The organism is Flavobacteriales bacterium (assembly GCA_016712535.1).
Taxonomy (GTDB): domain Bacteria; phylum Bacteroidota; class Bacteroidia; order Flavobacteriales_F; family PHOS-HE28; genus PHOS-HE28.
In genome coordinates this window covers 2,003,939-2,020,028 of the sequence record JADJQW010000002.1, presented here as the reverse complement: position 1 = coordinate 2,020,028, position 16,090 = coordinate 2,003,939, and the positions used below count along the sequence as shown (strand labels likewise).

General features: G+C 64.2%; 13 protein-coding genes. 7 read left to right on the top strand and 6 right to left on the bottom strand.

Annotated elements, in window-relative coordinates:
• Positions 1-42 precede the first annotated feature (42 nt).
• On the top strand, positions 43-801 hold the full coding sequence (locus IPK70_08350; GenBank protein ID MBK8227174.1) for a biotin--[acetyl-CoA-carboxylase] ligase: 759 nt from the start codon (positions 43-45) through the stop codon (positions 799-801).
• Positions 802-846: 45 nt separating this feature from the next.
• Positions 847-1,005 (top strand): 50S ribosomal protein L34, encoded by a 159-nt coding sequence (gene rpmH, locus IPK70_08345; protein MBK8227173.1) that lies wholly within the window; start codon positions 847-849, stop codon positions 1,003-1,005.
• A 50-nt stretch (positions 1,006-1,055) separates the two neighbouring features.
• Here the strand turns inward: rpmH and IPK70_08340 are convergent, their stop codons facing one another.
• Positions 1,056-1,898 (bottom strand): alpha/beta fold hydrolase, encoded by an 843-nt coding sequence (locus tag IPK70_08340; GenBank protein MBK8227172.1) that lies wholly within the window; start codon positions 1,896-1,898, stop codon positions 1,056-1,058.
• Positions 1,899-1,986: 88 nt separating this feature from the next.
• Here IPK70_08340 and IPK70_08335 point away from each other — a divergent pair, with 88 nt between their 5' ends.
• From IPK70_08335 to IPK70_08325, 3 genes are read left to right on the top strand one after another with little or no spacing between them, the layout of a single operon-like run.
• Complete coding sequence (locus IPK70_08335; GenBank protein MBK8227171.1) at positions 1,987-2,685, top strand: hypothetical protein; 699 nt, start codon at positions 1,987-1,989, stop codon at positions 2,683-2,685.
• A gap of 46 nt (positions 2,686-2,731) precedes the next feature.
• A complete protein-coding gene (locus tag IPK70_08330) occupies positions 2,732-4,639 on the top strand; it encodes a choice-of-anchor B family protein (protein ID MBK8227170.1) in 1,908 nt (635 codons plus the stop codon).
• A 45-nt stretch (positions 4,640-4,684) separates the two neighbouring features.
• Positions 4,685-5,392 (top strand): hypothetical protein, encoded by a 708-nt coding sequence (locus IPK70_08325; GenBank protein MBK8227169.1) that lies wholly within the window; start codon positions 4,685-4,687, stop codon positions 5,390-5,392.
• A gap of 80 nt (positions 5,393-5,472) precedes the next feature.
• Here the strand turns inward: IPK70_08325 and ettA are convergent, their stop codons facing one another.
• The 5 genes from ettA to IPK70_08300 all read right to left on the bottom strand — a co-directional run bounded on the left by ettA (position 5,473) and on the right by IPK70_08300 (position 10,554).
• Positions 5,473-7,167: an energy-dependent translational throttle protein EttA gene (ettA, locus tag IPK70_08320; protein ID MBK8227168.1), complete on the bottom strand. Its 1,695-nt coding sequence runs from the start codon at positions 7,165-7,167 to the stop codon at positions 5,473-5,475.
• Between the two features lie 80 nt (positions 7,168-7,247).
• Positions 7,248-8,852 carry a glycosyltransferase family 39 protein gene (locus IPK70_08315; GenBank protein ID MBK8227167.1) on the bottom strand — a complete coding sequence of 535 codons (1,605 nt, stop codon included), beginning with the start codon at positions 8,850-8,852 and terminating at the stop codon, positions 7,248-7,250.
• A 21-nt stretch (positions 8,853-8,873) separates the two neighbouring features.
• Entirely contained in the window at positions 8,874-9,248 is a 375-nt protein-coding gene (locus IPK70_08310) for a hypothetical protein (GenBank protein MBK8227166.1), read from the bottom strand.
• A 48-nt stretch (positions 9,249-9,296) separates the two neighbouring features.
• Positions 9,297-10,184, bottom strand: coding sequence for a bifunctional methylenetetrahydrofolate dehydrogenase/methenyltetrahydrofolate cyclohydrolase FolD (gene folD, locus IPK70_08305; GenBank protein MBK8227165.1), 888 nt, complete (start codon positions 10,182-10,184; stop codon positions 9,297-9,299).
• Positions 10,185-10,230: 46 nt separating this feature from the next.
• Positions 10,231-10,554: a hypothetical protein gene (locus tag IPK70_08300; GenBank protein ID MBK8227164.1), complete on the bottom strand. Its 324-nt coding sequence runs from the start codon at positions 10,552-10,554 to the stop codon at positions 10,231-10,233.
• Between the two features lie 30 nt (positions 10,555-10,584).
• Here IPK70_08300 and IPK70_08295 point away from each other — a divergent pair, with 30 nt between their 5' ends.
• Positions 10,585-11,229 (top strand): hypothetical protein, encoded by a 645-nt coding sequence (locus IPK70_08295; protein ID MBK8227163.1) that lies wholly within the window; start codon positions 10,585-10,587, stop codon positions 11,227-11,229.
• A gap of 77 nt (positions 11,230-11,306) precedes the next feature.
• Positions 11,307-16,088, top strand: a complete 4,782-nt coding sequence (locus IPK70_08290; protein MBK8227162.1) for a gliding motility-associated C-terminal domain-containing protein — start codon at positions 11,307-11,309, stop codon at positions 16,086-16,088.
• Positions 16,089-16,090 lie beyond the last annotated feature (2 nt).

Below are 16,090 nucleotides of genomic sequence, written 5' to 3'. Positions count from 1 at the left end.
CCCGCAACCGGCGGTTACCAGCCTGTTCCATGAGCGGTACGCATGCCATTCGGAGAGCCCCTCATCGAGTACGAGGTGTTGGAGAGCACCAACGCCGAGGCTTCGGCGCTCGTTGCGGCGGGCAAGGCGGCGCATGGCGCCGTGGTGCTCGGCCACCAACAGACCGAGGGCCGGGGCCAGCGCGGCCGTGCCTGGCACTCCCAGCCCGGGCTCGACCTCACCTTGAGCGTCGTCTGCAAGCCCGAAGGGCTGCGGGCCGACCGGCAATTCGCGTTGAGCAAGGTGGCGGCGCTCGCGGTCTTCGATACCGTGAGGCCCCATGTGCAGGCCGACCTGCGCATCAAATGGCCGAATGACATCCTGGTGTCCGGACGGAAAGTGGCCGGCATCCTCATCCAGAACGAACTCGTGGGCGACCAGGTGGCGCGGAGCATCATCGGCATCGGGCTGAATGTGAACAGCACCGGCTTCCCCGCTGAACTGGTGGCGACCAGCCTCTTGCAAGAGGGTGGAAAAGAACTCGACCGCCGGGCCGTGCTGTTCCATCTGCTCGACCGCTTCGGCCACTGGTGGCAGAAGTGGCAGCAGGCGCCCGACGCCGGGCTGGTGAGCTACACCGACCGGCTCTGGACCCGCGGGCGCTGGGCCGAAATGCTGCTCGATGGCGCGCCCATCACGGCGCGGGCCTTGGATGTGGATGAACTCGGCCGGTTGCTCGTGGAAGCCGAGGATGGCTCCGTGTCCGCCTATGGCCTCGACCGCCTCCGATTCGCTCCGCGCACGCCCGGTTTGCACGGCTGAACGAAAGGGCTACATTTGCCGCCCTTAAACGAAACCGAGCAGGCCATGAAGCGCACCTACCAGCCCAGCAAACGCAAGCGGACCAACAAGCACGGTTTCCGCAAGCGCATGAGCACAGCTGCTGGCCGGGCCGTTCTGGCCAGCCGCCGCAAGCAGGGCCGCCACAAGCTCACCACCAGCGACGAGCAGGTGGGCGCGAAATAGCCTTCCGTCCTATGCATTCCCGGAAGGGCTGCCCCATGGGCGGCCCTTCTTCATTCCGCGCCCCCTGTGGCTGCGGCATCCGCCGCTATGGCCTCCGCCAATTCCGCGTTGAGCAGCACATGACCGAAGGGGAGCACGTGCTCCGAAACGCTGCTTGGGGCATGGCGCGAGAGATTCTCGCCGAGGTCGGGCGGTATCACCCGGTCATGCGCGCCGAAGTAGAGGTGGATGCGCAAGCCAAGGGATTCGGCCTTCCGCGCCACCACCGTCAGGTCGGGCTCGATCCGGCGGTAGCTCAGCCACACATCGTGCACCAGCTGCCGCTTGGCGCGGCTATCGGTCTGTCCCTTCAGGAAACGGTGCATTCGCTCATTCATCAGCCGCAGCGCGCGTAACGCATCCATCACGAAGTGGACCCGCTGCGGGTGCTTCACGAAACGCTTGTAGGCCCAACTTCCCAAGCCTGACGCTGCCAAGCCCCGGTACCATGGCCTGGTCTTCAACCCGTCCGGGGCCGCCAGGAAAACCCGGCTGAAGCGCTGCGGGATCTCCTCCAACAGGCAAAGGCCCAGCCGACCGCCAAGGCTGTAGGCCACCAGCGCGGCTTTCTCGACACCCAACGCGTCGATGAACCCTGCGAAGTAGGCAGCGATCTCCGACGGCGCGAAGGGCGCATCGGCACGTTCCGGGTAGCCCGGACTATGCCCGTGGAAGTGCAGGTCGAAGGAATAGATGGTGAAGCGCAGGCCGAGGGCGCTTTCGAGCACATGGAAATCGGCGCCGGTGCGGCCGAAGCCGTGCAGGGCAATCAGGGGCTCAGGGCCGTTCCCATAGACTCGATAAGCGAGCGTAGTTCCGTGGGTGAAGAAGCGGAGCGGCGGAGCGGGTTGCACGGGGACAAAGGTGGAGAGGCCTGCAATGCCCCCAACTTCGCAACCGAACCGAAGCAACCGGCACCGGGGCCCGTCGGTCAACAGAAGCATGCGCGGCATTACGACCCTCTTCATCTGCCTGGCCTCGGGCCTGAACGCGCAGCACCTCAACTATGCCGAATGGCTGCACCGCGCCATGGCCGATATGCGCCTGGCCCCGCGATACGGCGACCAAGGGAAGAATGCCGCGCAGAAGGCCTCCGATGCCGAATTCGTTGCTGCCGTGCTCGCCGTTGACCCTGTGCCGCGCACCGCTTCGAGCCGCTTGGTGGATCACGGATCGGCCTTGCTCGCCGCCGGCGATCAGGTGCAATCGATGATGCGCTTCAACCAGGCGTGGCTGGTGGACAGCACCAACGCCGATGCCTACTGGGGCTTCGGGAACTACTTCCTCGCGCTCGACCGGCCGGCCATGGCCCTGCAATGGTTCAAGCGTGGCGCTGAGCTGGACCCCACCCACGTGCGCTCGCTGCTGGGACTGGCCACCGCCGCGCTGGCCGAGCAATACGCCACGCGCGCTGAGAACCCCGCGCATGCCGATGAATTGGTTGCCGCTGCCTTGACGGTGCTCCTGCGCGCCGAGGAGCTCGCGCCCAATGACCCGGCCATCGCGTACCGATTGGCCGTGTGCTACACGGTGCGCGGGGAATGCGAGCAGGCACGGAAGCAGCATCAGCGCTGCTTGGGGCTTCCGGGGTGCGCGCCAGACGCTGGTTTCGAGGCCCAGCTACGGGCCAAGTGCCCATGACCCGCCGTTGCCCGCGAACCGGTACTTTGCGGGTCCCCTTCCATCCATGCGCTCACTCACATTCCTCTTCGTCGGCTTGACGGCTTTCACTCGCGCGCAGACCCCCTGCGTGAACGGGTTCGCAGGGCCCTACCCGTGCAGCAACATCGACCTGATGGCGCAGCTGTCCTTGACCCAATTGGGCACCAATACCAACATCGCCGACCTCTGGGGATGGACCGATCCGCTCACGGATAAGGAGTACGCCATCGTGGGCGGCCGCACGGGCACCAGTTTCGTGGACATCAGCCTCGCCACCGCCCCGGAGCTCATCGGCTTCCTGCCCTCGCACAACAACGTGGCCTCACTCTGGCGCGATGTGGATACGCACGGCAATTGGTGCTTCATCGGCAGCGAGGCGGCCGGGCATGGCTTGCAGGTCTTCGACCTCACGCGGCTGCGCGATGTGACCAACCCGCCGGAGACCTTCGCCGCCGATGCACGCTTCGGGGGCTTCGGCAACAGCCACTCCATCTTCGTGGATAAGACCGAGCCCTACGTGTACGCCGTGGGCAGCAACATCGCCAGCGGCGGACTGGTGGTGGTGAACGTGAGCAATCCGCTGGCACCGACCCTCGCAGGCACCTTCCCCTTCGAGGGCTACATCCACGAGAACACCGTGTTCGACTACATCGGGCCGGACACCGATCACTTGGGCAAGCGCATCAGCTTCAATTTCCACATCAATGCCAACGACCGCGTGACCATCGTTGACGTGACCGATAAGAGCGACATGGCCCTGATCAGCACCACGCCGCCCTACACCAGTCCCAGCCTTTGCCACCAAGGCTGGCTCACCGAGGACCACCGCTACCTGCTGATGAACGACGAGGGCGACGAGAGCTCGTACACCTACAACACCCGCACCCACATCTACGACGTGCAGGACCTCGACGAACCCGAGTACCTGGGCTACTTCAGCGGGCCGAACCCGAGCATCGACCACAACCTGTACGTGCACCGGAACCTGGTGTGGGAAGCCAACTACACCAGCGGCCTCCACGTGCTCGACGCGGCGAACGTGGGCAACGGGCAATTGAGCCTGTCCGCCTGGTTCGATACCTATCCGGCGAACAACGGGAAGACGTACAGCGGCGCGTGGGGCAACTACCCCTACTTCGGGAGCGGCAACATCATCATCAGCAGCTTTGGCGAAGGGCTCTTCATCGTGAAGCCGCGGCTCTCCCTTCGCGTAAGGGCCATGCTCGAAGGGCCCTACGATGCGGATACGGGCCTGATGCACGACTCGCTCCGCGTGAAGGGACTGCTGCCCTTCACCGAGCCCTACACCGCGCTCGGCTATGCGCACGCGGGCGGCGGCGCGGAGACCACCTCACCCGCCGCGCTGGCCATCAATGGCCCGGACGCGATCGTGGATTGGGTGGTGCTGGAACTGCGCGATCCCGCCGACCCTTCGGTCGTGCTGGCCTCCCGCAGCGCATTGATCCAGCGCGATGGCGACATCGTAGGCACCGACGGCGCCTCTCCGGTGCAATTCAGCCTGAAGCCCGGGCCCTACCATGTGGCCGTGCACCATCGCAATCACTTGGGGGTGATGACCGCAGCAGCCCTGGAAGTGAGCGTGGCCCTGCGCAGCTGCGACCTCAGCGATGGAAGCACCGCGCTCTACGGCATTTCGGCCACCAAGCCCATGGGTCCGGTGAATCCGCTCTGGGCAGGCGATTGCCAGCGCGATGGCGTGTTGCGCTACACCGGCGAGGACAATGACCGCGACCCGATCCTGACCGCCATCGGCGGAAGCACGCCAACGGCAACGGCCACCGGCTACCTGGGAACCGATACCAACATGGACGGCACCGTGCGATACACCGGCACCGGCAACGACCGCGACCCCATCCTGGTGAACATCGGCGGCAACGTGCCCACCGCCACGCGCAACCAGCAATTGCCGTGAGCGATGGCCCGATCATTGCCAACTTCGCCGCACCTGAATCGAACCATGAGAACAATCGCCGCCCTCGCGCTCGCGCTCCTCTCCTTCCCCGCTTCCGCCCAGCTGCTCTCCTTCGATGAATGGTACGCGCGCGCGGACCAGGACCCCTACCTGAAGCCGCGCTTCGGCGACTACGGCCCCGAGGTGGTGAACAACACGGTGGACGAGGACATCTTCACCGTGATCATGAACAACCGCAACCGCCAGCGCGCGCTGAGCGACAGCCTCTGCAAGCTGGGCTTCGAGCGGCTGAAGAAGAACGATCATGTGGGCGCCATCAAGCGCTTCAACGAGGCCTGGCTGGCCATGCCGATCAACCCCGAGGCGCACCGCGCCTTCGGCGCCTTCTTCCGCAGCATGAAGCGCCCCCTCGAGGCGCACGAGAACTACCAGATGGGCATCGCGGTGGACAGCACCTACGCCCCGCTGCTGAAGGAAGAGGCCGATGTGTACATGGAGCAGCGCTACCACATGCAGCAGGAAGGCCGCGACAAGAAGGCCGAGGAGTTCACCCTGAAGGCCCTCGATCTGTACAAGCGCGCCTATCGCCGCATGGGCAAGGACCCCGAGGTGACCTACCGCCTCTTCGAGTGCTACACGCTCACGCTGAATTGCCCCAAGGCGTGGGAGTTCCACGACAAGGTGGTGGCCATGGGCGAGAAGAGCGTGGAGGATGTTTACCTGAACAAGCTGAAGGCGCACTGCGTGCGGTGAGGGAGCGAATGCTCTGAACGCAGAAGCCCGGCGAAGAGCTGAGCTTCCATTTTTCTGATCATCCGATCCTCTGATTCGCCTTACCCCCGCACCAGCTTCCGGTACTTCATCCTATGCGGCACGATATCACCGCCCAGCCGCTTCTTGTGGTTCTCCTCGTATTCGCTGAAGCCGCCCTCGAACCAGTAGACCTGGCTGTCGCCTTCGAAGGCGAGGATGTGGGTGCACACGCGGTCGAGGAACCAGCGGTCGTGGCTGATGATGACGGCGCAGCCGCTGTAATCCTGGATGGCCTCTTCGAGCGCGCGCAGCGTGTTCACGTCGAGGTCGTTGGTCGGTTCGTCAAGCAGCAGCACGTTGCTGCTCTGCTTCACGGTCATGGCCAGGTGGAGGCGGTTCCGCTCGCCGCCGGAGAGGATGCCCACTTTCTTGTTCTGGTCGGTGCCGCTGAAGTTGAAGCGGCTGAGGTAGGCGCGTGAGTTCATCACCACGTTGCCGAAGGTGATGTTCTCGAGGCCGCCGGTGAGCACCTCGTACACGGTCTTGTCGGCCACCAGGTCCTTGTGGCTCTGGTCCACGTAGGCCATCTGCACGGTCTCGCCGATGGCAATGCTGCCGCTATCGGGCTTCTCCAGGCCCATCACCATGCGGAAGAGCGTGGTCTTACCGGCGCCGTTGGGACCGATGATGCCCACGATGCCGGCGGGCGGCAGCGCGAAGCTGAGGTTGTCGATGAGCAGGCGGTCGCCGTAGCCCTTGCTCACGCCCTTGAACTCGATCACCTTGTCGCCGAGGCGCGGGCCGTTGGGGATGAAGATCTCCAGCTTCGCCTCCTTCTCCTTCACGCTCTCGCTCTGCATCTTATCGTAGTTCTGCAGACGCGCCTTGCTCTTGGTGCGGCGCGCGCTGGCGTTGCTGCGCACCCATTCCAATTCCTGCTTCAGCACGCGCTGGCGCTTGCTCTCGGTCTTCTCCTCCTGCGCCATGCGGGCGGTCTTCTGCTCCAGCCAGCTGGTGTAGTTGCCCTTGTACGGGATGCCTTCCCCCCGATCCAATTCGAGGATCCAGCCTGCCACATTGTCGAGGAAGTAGCGGTCGTGGGTGATGGCGATGACGGTGCCTTTGTACTGCTGCAAGTGCAGCTCGAGCCACGCCACGCTCTCGGCATCCAAGTGGTTGGTGGGCTCGTCGAGCAGGAGGATGTCCGGCTGCTGCAAGAGCAGGCGGCACAGCGCCACGCGACGGCGCTCACCGCCGCTGAGCACCTTGATGGACGAATCGCCCTCGGGGCAGCGCAGCGCATCCATGGCCACTTCGAGCTTCTGGTCGATGTTCCAGGCATCGCTCGCCTCGATCTTGTCCTGCAGCACGCCCTGCCGCGCGATGAGCTTGTCCATCTTGTCGGGATCGGCCAGCACGTCCTCATCGGCGAACTTGTTGTTCACCTCCTCGTACTCCTTCAGCAGGTCCATGATGGGCTGCACGCCTTCGCGCACGATCTCGATCACGGTCTTGCTCTCATCGAGCTCCGGCTCCTGCTCCAGATGGCCGATGGTGTAGCCGGGGCTGAGGTGCACATCGCCGTCGTGGTTCTTGTCCTTGCCCGCGATGATGCGCATGAGCGTGGACTTACCGCTGCCGTTGAGACCGAGGATCCCGATCTTGGCGCCGTAGTAGAAGCCGAGGTAGATGTCGTTGAGGATCTTCTTGCCGGAGGGCAGGGTCTTGCCCACCTTCACCATATTGAAGATTATCTGGCGGCCTTCTTCGGACATGGATGGAAAGGTTGAGGGTTGAAGGTTGAATCCATGGCAGGTTGAGGGTTGCTCAACCGCGACGGGAAGCGAAGGAAAGCCTAGCGCTTTCGGGCCGCGAATATCTCCAATCGCGGCCACTCTTTGTAGAGCACCGGCTGATCGTAGTTGCCGGCCTGCAAGCCGCACCGGGAGATGGCCTCCGGGGGGCTGGGGCCGCCGCGCTTGCCCAAGGCCAGCCACAGCGTGGAGCCAACGGGCATCTCCCCTTTGTAGGAGATGATCTGATGCAAGCGCTCCATCGGCATGCCTTGCGCCAGCAACTCGAAGCTGACGATGCGCTCCCAGCGGGCATCGAAGCAGAGCCGGTCGTCGGCCCTCATGCTGGCGATGATCAGTGCAGCCCCCGGCCGGGTCTCCGCTTGATGGCCCATCCGGGCCTTGGCCTCGCCGAGACCGGAGGCATACACGGCCAGGAGCGCCACCGAGGCCCATGCGGTCCGGCTGCGCTTGCCCATGCTCTTCACCAGTTTCTCCTGGATCAGCTTCAGCAGGTAGAAGAGCGCGATGGCCGAGCCCATGCAGAAGAAGAACAGCATGTACGCCCACAGGTAGGCCGGGCCATCCTCCTGGAGCGCGATGGCGAGCGGCACGGCGCCCAGCAATAGGGAGAAGATGATCGCCCTGAACTTGCCGGAGACATAGGTGGCGTGCATCACCCCGCAGAAGCCCAGGAGCAGCAGCCAATCGTAGGAAGGGTCGGCAGCGAACATCCAGAAGTCGATCACGCGATCGGCATAGCCGGCACTGAAGGTCGCCCAGGTGTCCTCGCCTTCGCTCTGGTGGATGAAGAGCCCATCGACCCCATGCTCGATCACCACCGGCATGTACAGGAGCGCGGTGGACAGCATGAAGACCACCACCGCGAGGCCGAGCATGGTCAAGCGCTCGTTCAATGACCGCTGGTACTTGCCCATGAGCGTGAAGAGCACCCAGAGGAAGGCCATGGCGGCGGTGAACACCGTGGTGGTCACGCTCCACATGCCCACCGCGAGGCAGAGGCCCATGATGGCCGCGCTCCATGGATTGTTCTCGCGCACCAGGTGCCGCGCCACGAGCAGGGCAGCAAGGAAGGCGCACCACGAGAGGCTGTAGCCCAAGGCCAGGGCGCTCAGCTCGATCAGCGGCGGGCAGCCGGCCACCATCGCAAGGGTCATGAGCGCGATGTACCGGTTGAACAGGCTTCGGGTGAGCATGTAGAACAGCGGCATGGCCAGCACCCCGGCAAGGAAGGCCGGGATGCGCAGGCTGAAGGTGCTCAGGCCGAACAGGCTCGTGCTCACCTTCACCAGCATGGTGTGCAGCACGTGGTTGATCGGCAGGCTGTAGTCGGTGAGGATGGCCGTGAACGATTGCGTCCCGAAGGAGACGTACATGCTGGCCTCATCGATCGTCACCGGTTCGCTCAAGAGCCAGGCACGCAAGGCCGCGCCCACCAGGATCAGCAACGCGGCGAACCGCTTGTGCGCGGCAGAGGTCTGCTTGCTGTACCGGCCGATCGCTTCGCGCAGGTCGTGCTTGAACCAATGCCAGGCCGAGCCTTGCTCGCGTTCCTTGCGCTTCGCGCGGCCGCGCGATCGATGGCGGAGGCCTGAACGGCTCCTGCTGCTGGGCCTGCTGGGCTCGTGGTATCCGGAAGCGCTCACGCTCTTGGTGTCTGTGGTGGGTCAGCGATTCACCTCCTGCATGCTCACGATGCTGTCCACCACGTACTTGCTGTGGCCGCGCCAGGGCAGGGCCGCGAGGTACTCCCGGTAGTGCAGGTTGAATTGCTTGCCGCTGTTGGCCATGAGTTGCTGCGCCACGGCGTCGTGCTCCACCGAGAACAGGAACTCGAAGCTCTGCAAGGTGCCTGCCTGGCTGCGGATGCCGGTCTGGATCATCTTGCCCTCGTAGGTCTTGAAGAGCACGCCCTTGTGGACGACGTAGTTCAGCTCACCGGCCTTCACGCCCGTGCCGAACACCCACCAATAGCGGAAATACCCTGCAACTGCCAGCACGATGGCCAAGACGGCTGCGATCTTCCAGAGATGCCTGCGCATGGTGGCGAATGTACCGGGACCGGTGCCACGGCGCAATGACAGTCGATTTCAGCGCTTCGCCGCCTTGAGCGTGTTGAGCAGCAGGCTGGCGATGGTCATGGGCCCCACGCCGCCGGGCACGGGCGTGATCCACGCGCACTTGGGCGCCACTTCCTCGAAACGCACATCGCCCAAGAGCCGGAATCCGCTCTTGCGCGAAGGGTCGTCGACGCGGTGGATGCCGACATCGACCACCACGGCGCCTTGCTTCACCATGGCCGCACCGATGAGCCCCGGTTTGCCCGCAGCCACGATGAGGATATCGGCCTCGCGCGTCACGGCGGCCAAGTCGCGCGTGCGGCTGTGCGCCAGGGTCACCGTGCAATTGCCGGGATCGCTGTTGCGGCTCATGAGGATGCTCATGGGCGTGCCCACGATGTTGCTGCGGCCCACCACCACGCAGTGCTTGCCGCTGGTGGCGATGCGGTAATGGCGCAGCAGCTCCACGATGCCGCTGGGCGTGGCGGGCAGGAAACCCTCGTGCCCCAGCACCATGTTGCCCAGGCTCACCGGGTGGAAACCGTCGACATCCTTGGCGGGGTCGATCGCCAGGGTGACCGCATCGGCATCGAGGTGATCAGGCAAGGGCAGCTGCACGATGAAGCCGTCGAGATCAGCGTCGGCGTTGAGCGCCTGCACCTGCTTGATGAGTTCCTGCTGCGTGGTGGATGCCGGCAGGCGGATCAAGGAGCTCTTGAAGCCCACCGCTTCACAAGCCTTCACCTTCGCTTCCACATAAGTGCGGCTCGCGCCATCATCGCCCACGAGCACGGCCGCCAGATGCGGCGCACGGCCTCGCTTGGCCAGCACTTCCGCGGCTTCTTGCGCGATCCGCTGCTTCAGCGCATCGGAGCAGGCACGGCCATCGAGCAGTTGGTAGGTGGCCACTTCACTCATGCCACAAGGCTACGGAATCACTCGATTCGGCTGACTGCGCAGATTCTCAGGGGTTGGCCGCTTTCGGCCGCCGCAAGGTCCACACATACATGTGCACGCCTTTGTCCAGCGCCACCACATCCTGGCCGGTGACCTCCCAGCCCTGCTTTTCCAGTTCCTGAACCTCTTGGAAGAAGTTGAGCATGTCGAGGTCGCGCTTGCTCATGTTGATCGCTTTCAGGTCGGTGACCTTTGCCGGGATGCCGGTGCCGAAGACCCCGAGCTTGCGGATGCCCGGCGAGAATTCCACGGAAGCGTAATCGTGCACCACTTGCCCGGAAAGGGCTGCGGCGATCAGCACGAACACGGTTGACAGGATGAGGTGGCGCATGACGCAAAGATGGTGGCGCACCTTTGCCCGGTGAAGTTCCAACGTCTGCTGAGTTACATCTGGCCAGTTCCGGTGGAGCGCATCACCGGTGCGTTCGGCCCGTTGGAGGCCCGCTACGAAGAGGGCCGCCTGGTGCTGAACAGCGCGCAGGGCAACCAATCGTTCGGGAGCTTGCATCGGGTGTGGAAAGCCGTGTTCACCGGGCTAGGCGTGCAGGGAGCACCGCCGGGAGAGGTGCTGCTCCTAGGGCTTGGTGCGGGGAGCGTGCCGAGCATCCTGCGGGGTGAATGGGGGCTCTCCTGCCCCATTACCGCTGTGGAGATCGACCCGGCCATGATCTCGGTGGCCGAGCGGCATTTCGGACTTCGGTCATGGTCAGCGCTCACGGTGATCGAAGGTGATGCGATCCTGCAGGCGCATGCGCTCAAGCAGCGGTTCGACCTGGTGGTGGTGGACCTCTTCAATGACCTGGACCTGGCCCGCGGTGCGGACACGCTCGGCTTCGCCCACGCCCTGCGCGACCGATGCTCCGGCACCCTGTGCTTCAACACCGTGGATTACGACGCCCCGAGCGGGGCGCGGTGCGACAAGGTGCTCGCCAATCTGAAAAGGGTTTTCGGCTCGGTGGACGAATTGCGGCTCGAAGGCGTCAACAGGGTGTTCATCGCCCGTTGACAGCTGCCCGCCAAGCCCCATTGACAGTTGCCCCGTCGGCCCGACCTTTGCCATCGGCCGCCCGCCTGAACCTTCGGATGATCAGCAGGATAACCATCGCACTGGCGCTGATCGCCTCAGCATGCCCGCTGCTGGCTCAGCCACCGGCCTGCTCCATCGTGCTGGGTCCCGATGAGACCATCTGCCAGGGTGAAACGGTGCAGCTCAACGGCCCGCCCGGCTTCCCGACCTACAGCTGGAGCAATGGTGACGCGACGCAGAACACCACGGTAGGCGCCGCCGGGGTGTACACCTGCACGGTGAGCTACCCCACGGGAAACCTCGCGGTGAATCCCAATTTCAGCAGCGGCAATACGGGATTCACCAGCATGTTCAACTATGCCCAGCCGCTCACCACGGATGGCAATTACTGGATCGGCAGCAACGCCAACCTCTTGCACAACCAGTGGCAAGGCACGGGCAATGGATCCTTCCTGATGGTGAACGCGGGCTGGATGCACCCGGGCTTCCGCTTCTGGTGCCAGACCCATCCGGTGTGCCCCGGCCAGACCTACACCATCAGCTTCCGAGCGATGTCACTGGCCACGCAAGGCCCGCCGATCCTCGCCGTGTTCGTGAATGGCAGCTGGACCGGGGATGACATGCAGCTGCCCAGCCAGCAAGGCGTTTGGCAGCAATTCAGCACCACTTGGACCGCTCCTGCTGGCGTCACGAGCGCCGATTTCTGCGTGCAAGTGAGCAGCGGACACGGCATCGGCAACGACTTCGGGTTCGATGACGTGAGCCTCAGCGCCACGGTGACCCTCAGCGACGATGTCGAGGTCTTCGTGACACCGCTCCCCGCCTTCGATCTTGGACCGAACGTCACACTATGCGATGGCGAGACCCTCGTGCTCGATGCCACCGTGCCCGGAGGAAGCTATCTCTGGCAGGATGGGAGCACCGATCCCACCTACACGGTGAGCAGCGCCGGGAACTACAGCGTCACGGTCACCGCCAACAACTGCACGGCCACTGACGCCATCACCATTGGCTACAACCCATTGCCGGTCTTCGACCTGGGCCCCGACCTGCAATTGTGCACAGGCGACTTAGCCGTGGTGGATGCCACGACGCCTGGCGCCACCTACAGCTGGATGGATGGCAGCAGCGGGGCCACGCACGGCGTGAATGCCAATGGCATCTACGGCGTCACGGTCACCGTGAACGGATGCTCGGCCTACGACGAAGTGGTGGTGGACTACAATCCGTTGCCGGTGGTGAACCTCGGTCCCGACCAGCAGATCTGCGCGGGCCAGCAAGTGCTGCTCGATGCCACGGAGCCCGGCGCCACCTATCTGTGGAATGATGGATCGGCCGGCGCAACGCTCACGGCCGCATCAACCGGAACGTATTCGGTAACGGTGACGCTGAACAACTGCTCCGCCTCCGATGCGATGGACCTGGTGGTGATCCCGCTGCCCGTGGTGGATCTGGGACCGGATCAGACCGTTTGCCCCGGAACGAGCATCACGCTGGATGCGACATTACCCGGCGCTGCTTATGCATGGAGCAACGGTTCCGGTTCGCCTTCGATCACGGTGAGCGCGCCCGGCACCTACAGCGTTGATGTCACGGTGAACGGGTGCAGCGCGAGCGATGCCTTGGACCTCGTGAACTTCAGCCTGCCCGTGTTCACGCTCGGCCCTGACCAGACGATCTGCGCGGGCGATGTCGCCACCTTCAGCGCGACCGTGGCTGGAGCGAGCTATGAATGGAGCTCGGGATCCGCGGCGAATTCCATCACCACCGGCAACGCAGGCATCTACTGGCTCGACGTGACCACCAACGGCTGCACCGTGCGCGATAGCGTGCTGCTCACGGTAACTCCCCTGCCACTCGTGGATCTCGGCCCCGACCTCAGCCTTTGCCCCGGACTAAACGCCACCTTGGATGCAACGGTAGCCGGCGGCACCTACGCTTGGAGCACGGGCGGTGTGACACCGAGCATCACGGTGGGACCGGGCAACTACGATGTGACGGTGACGGCCAATGGCTGCAGCGCGAGCGATGCGATCATCATCGGCGCATTCCCCGCCGCGCAAGTGGATCTTGGAACCGACCTCACGCTATGCCCCGGCGATCAGGTGCTGCTGGATGTGGCGCAGCCCGGTGCCAGCTACCTATGGCACGATGGAAGCACGGCCGCGAGCTACACGGCGCAAAGCGCTGGCGTGGTGAGCGTGCAGCTAACCGATGCGAATGGCTGCGTGGCCACGGATGCCATCAACGTGGCCGTGCAAGCGCCGCTCCCAGTGAACCTCGGGCCGGATGCCGATATCTGTCAAGGCGATCAGGTCCTGCTGGATGCCACTACGCCGGGCGCAACGGCCTACCTCTGGAGCACCGGTGAGATCACCCCCACCATCACCGTTTCCAGCACCGGCAATTACGATGTCACGGTTTCGCAAGGCACCTGTGCTGTCTCAGACGCCATTCAAGTGACCGCCCAGCCCTTGCCGGTGATCGACCTCGGCCCGGATCAGACCATCTGCACCGGCGATGCCGTCACCCTCGATGCATCGTTGGCCGGTGCGGGCTACGCGTGGAGCACCGGTGCCATCACCTCATCCATCGTGGTGACCACTGGCGGTGCGTACAGCGTCACCCTCACGAACCTGGCGGGATGCACTTACTCCGATCAGATCACGATCGTGGAAGCCACGGCTGATGCGATCGACCTGGGCCCGGACCTGGTGCTCTGCGATGGGGAGTCGGCGATCCTGAGCGCTGCACTGCCCGGCGCGAATTACCTCTGGAGCACTGGCGCCACCAGTGAGGCGATCACCGCCAGCACATCCGGCACCTATTGGGTGCAGGCCACGCAAGGCCTGTGCAGCGTGAGCGATACCGTGCTCATCGCGGTGCTCCCCATGCCCCAAGTGCAGTTGCCACCCGACCAGCAGCTCTGCGATGGCGAATCCTTGATCCTTGATGCGACCTGGCCCGGGGCGAGCTATCAATGGAGCACGGGAGAGAGCAGCTCGAGCATCACGGTGCAAGCAAGCGGCAGCTACAGCGTGGTGGTGGACCTCAATGGCTGCACGGCCACGGACGCCGTCGATGTGGCCTTCACCGTGCCACAGGCATTCGATCTGGGTCCTGACCAGAGCCTCTGCGCAGGCGACCAAGCCACCTTCGACCCGGGCATCGCCGGGGCCATCTATCTGTGGAGCACCGGCAGCAATGCGCCCACGATCACCGTGAATGCCTCGGGAAGCTATTGGGTGCAGATCACCCAAGGAACGTGCGTGGAATCGGATACCGTAGACGTGGTGGTGCTCGACCCCGGCGCCATTGAATTGGGCCCGGCCATCTCAGCGTGCGATGGAGAGACCGTCCTGCTGGATGCCAGCCTGCCCAATGCGACGTATGCATGGAGCACGGGCGCAACGACGCCGACCCTTGACGTGACGGATAGCGGAACCTATAGCGTCACCGCTACCGTTGGCTTGTGCAGCGCGAGCGATGACGTGACCGTCACCTTCCTGCCCTTGCCGGTGTTCGATATCGGTCCTGACCAGTCCATCTGCCCGGGTGCGGCGGCCACCTTCGATGCCACCACGCCGAACGCCAGCTACCTCTGGCAGGACGGCAGCACGGCTCCCACCTACACGCTCTATGGCGAGGGACCAGTGAGCGTGACCGTGACGGTGACGGGTTGCTCTGAAGATGATTCCGCGAACGTGATCGCGCTGCCTGCGCCCGTCGTCAACTTAGGAAATGACACCACGCTTTGCTCAGGAGCAAGCCTCACGCTCTCTGCTGCCCAGCCGAATGCCGCCTACGCATGGAGCACGGGTGCGAGCACGTCCACCATCTCGGTGAATGCGGCCGGCACCTACACCGTGAGCGTGGACCTGAACGGATGCACGGCGAGCGACGCGATCAACGTGAGCGTCTTCGACCCTGTCGGGCTCGATCTCGGCGATGATCAGTTGCTCTGCCCCGGCGAGAGCGCCACGCTCGCGGCCAACATCGTCGGACAATACGAATGGAGCAATGGCGCTGTGACCGCAAGCATCAGCGCAAGCAGCGCCGGCACCTATTGGGTGAACGTGACGCAGGCCGCCTGCGTGGCCACCGATACCGTGGTGGTGGCTTTTGTGCCGCTTGGTGCTCCTGAGCTCGGGGCACCGATCACGCTCTGTGAAGGAGACAGCATCCGACTCTCCGTTCCGCCATCTTCGGCAAGCGTGCAGTGGAGCACCGGCGCCACCGGCGATACGATCACCGTGAGCAGCAGCGGCACTTATTCGGTCACGCTCGCGCTCCAGGGCTGCTCGGCGTCCGACGAGGTACCGGTGACCGTGCTCGACTTCATCGACGCGATCACGCTCGGGACTGATAGCACCTTCTGCCCCGATGCGCCCTTGGTGCTTGATACCGGATTGCCGGATGCCGCGCACGAATGGAGCACAGGCAGCACCGAGTCATTCATCACCGTGTCGTCTGCCGGCCTTTATACCGTGGAGGTCACCAGCGATTGCATCGATGCCACGGCGAGCATACGTGTGGTGGAGGGCATCTGCGGCCCCATCATTCACGTGCCCAATACCGTGACGCCGAACAACGACGGCAAGAACGATGTGTTCGGCGCGTCGTATTACGGCCCGATGCGCGATTTCACGCTGGAGATCTTCGACCGCTGGGGCGAGCGCATCGCCAGCCTCGACCACCCGGACAAGACTTGGGATTGCACGGCAGGTGGAGCCCCCGTTCCCGATGGCGTTTACGTGTGGAAGATCCGCTACCGTGCGCGCGCCGAGGATGGCGCGAAGGCGGAAGAGCTGATCGGGCACGTGAATGTGCTGCGCTGACG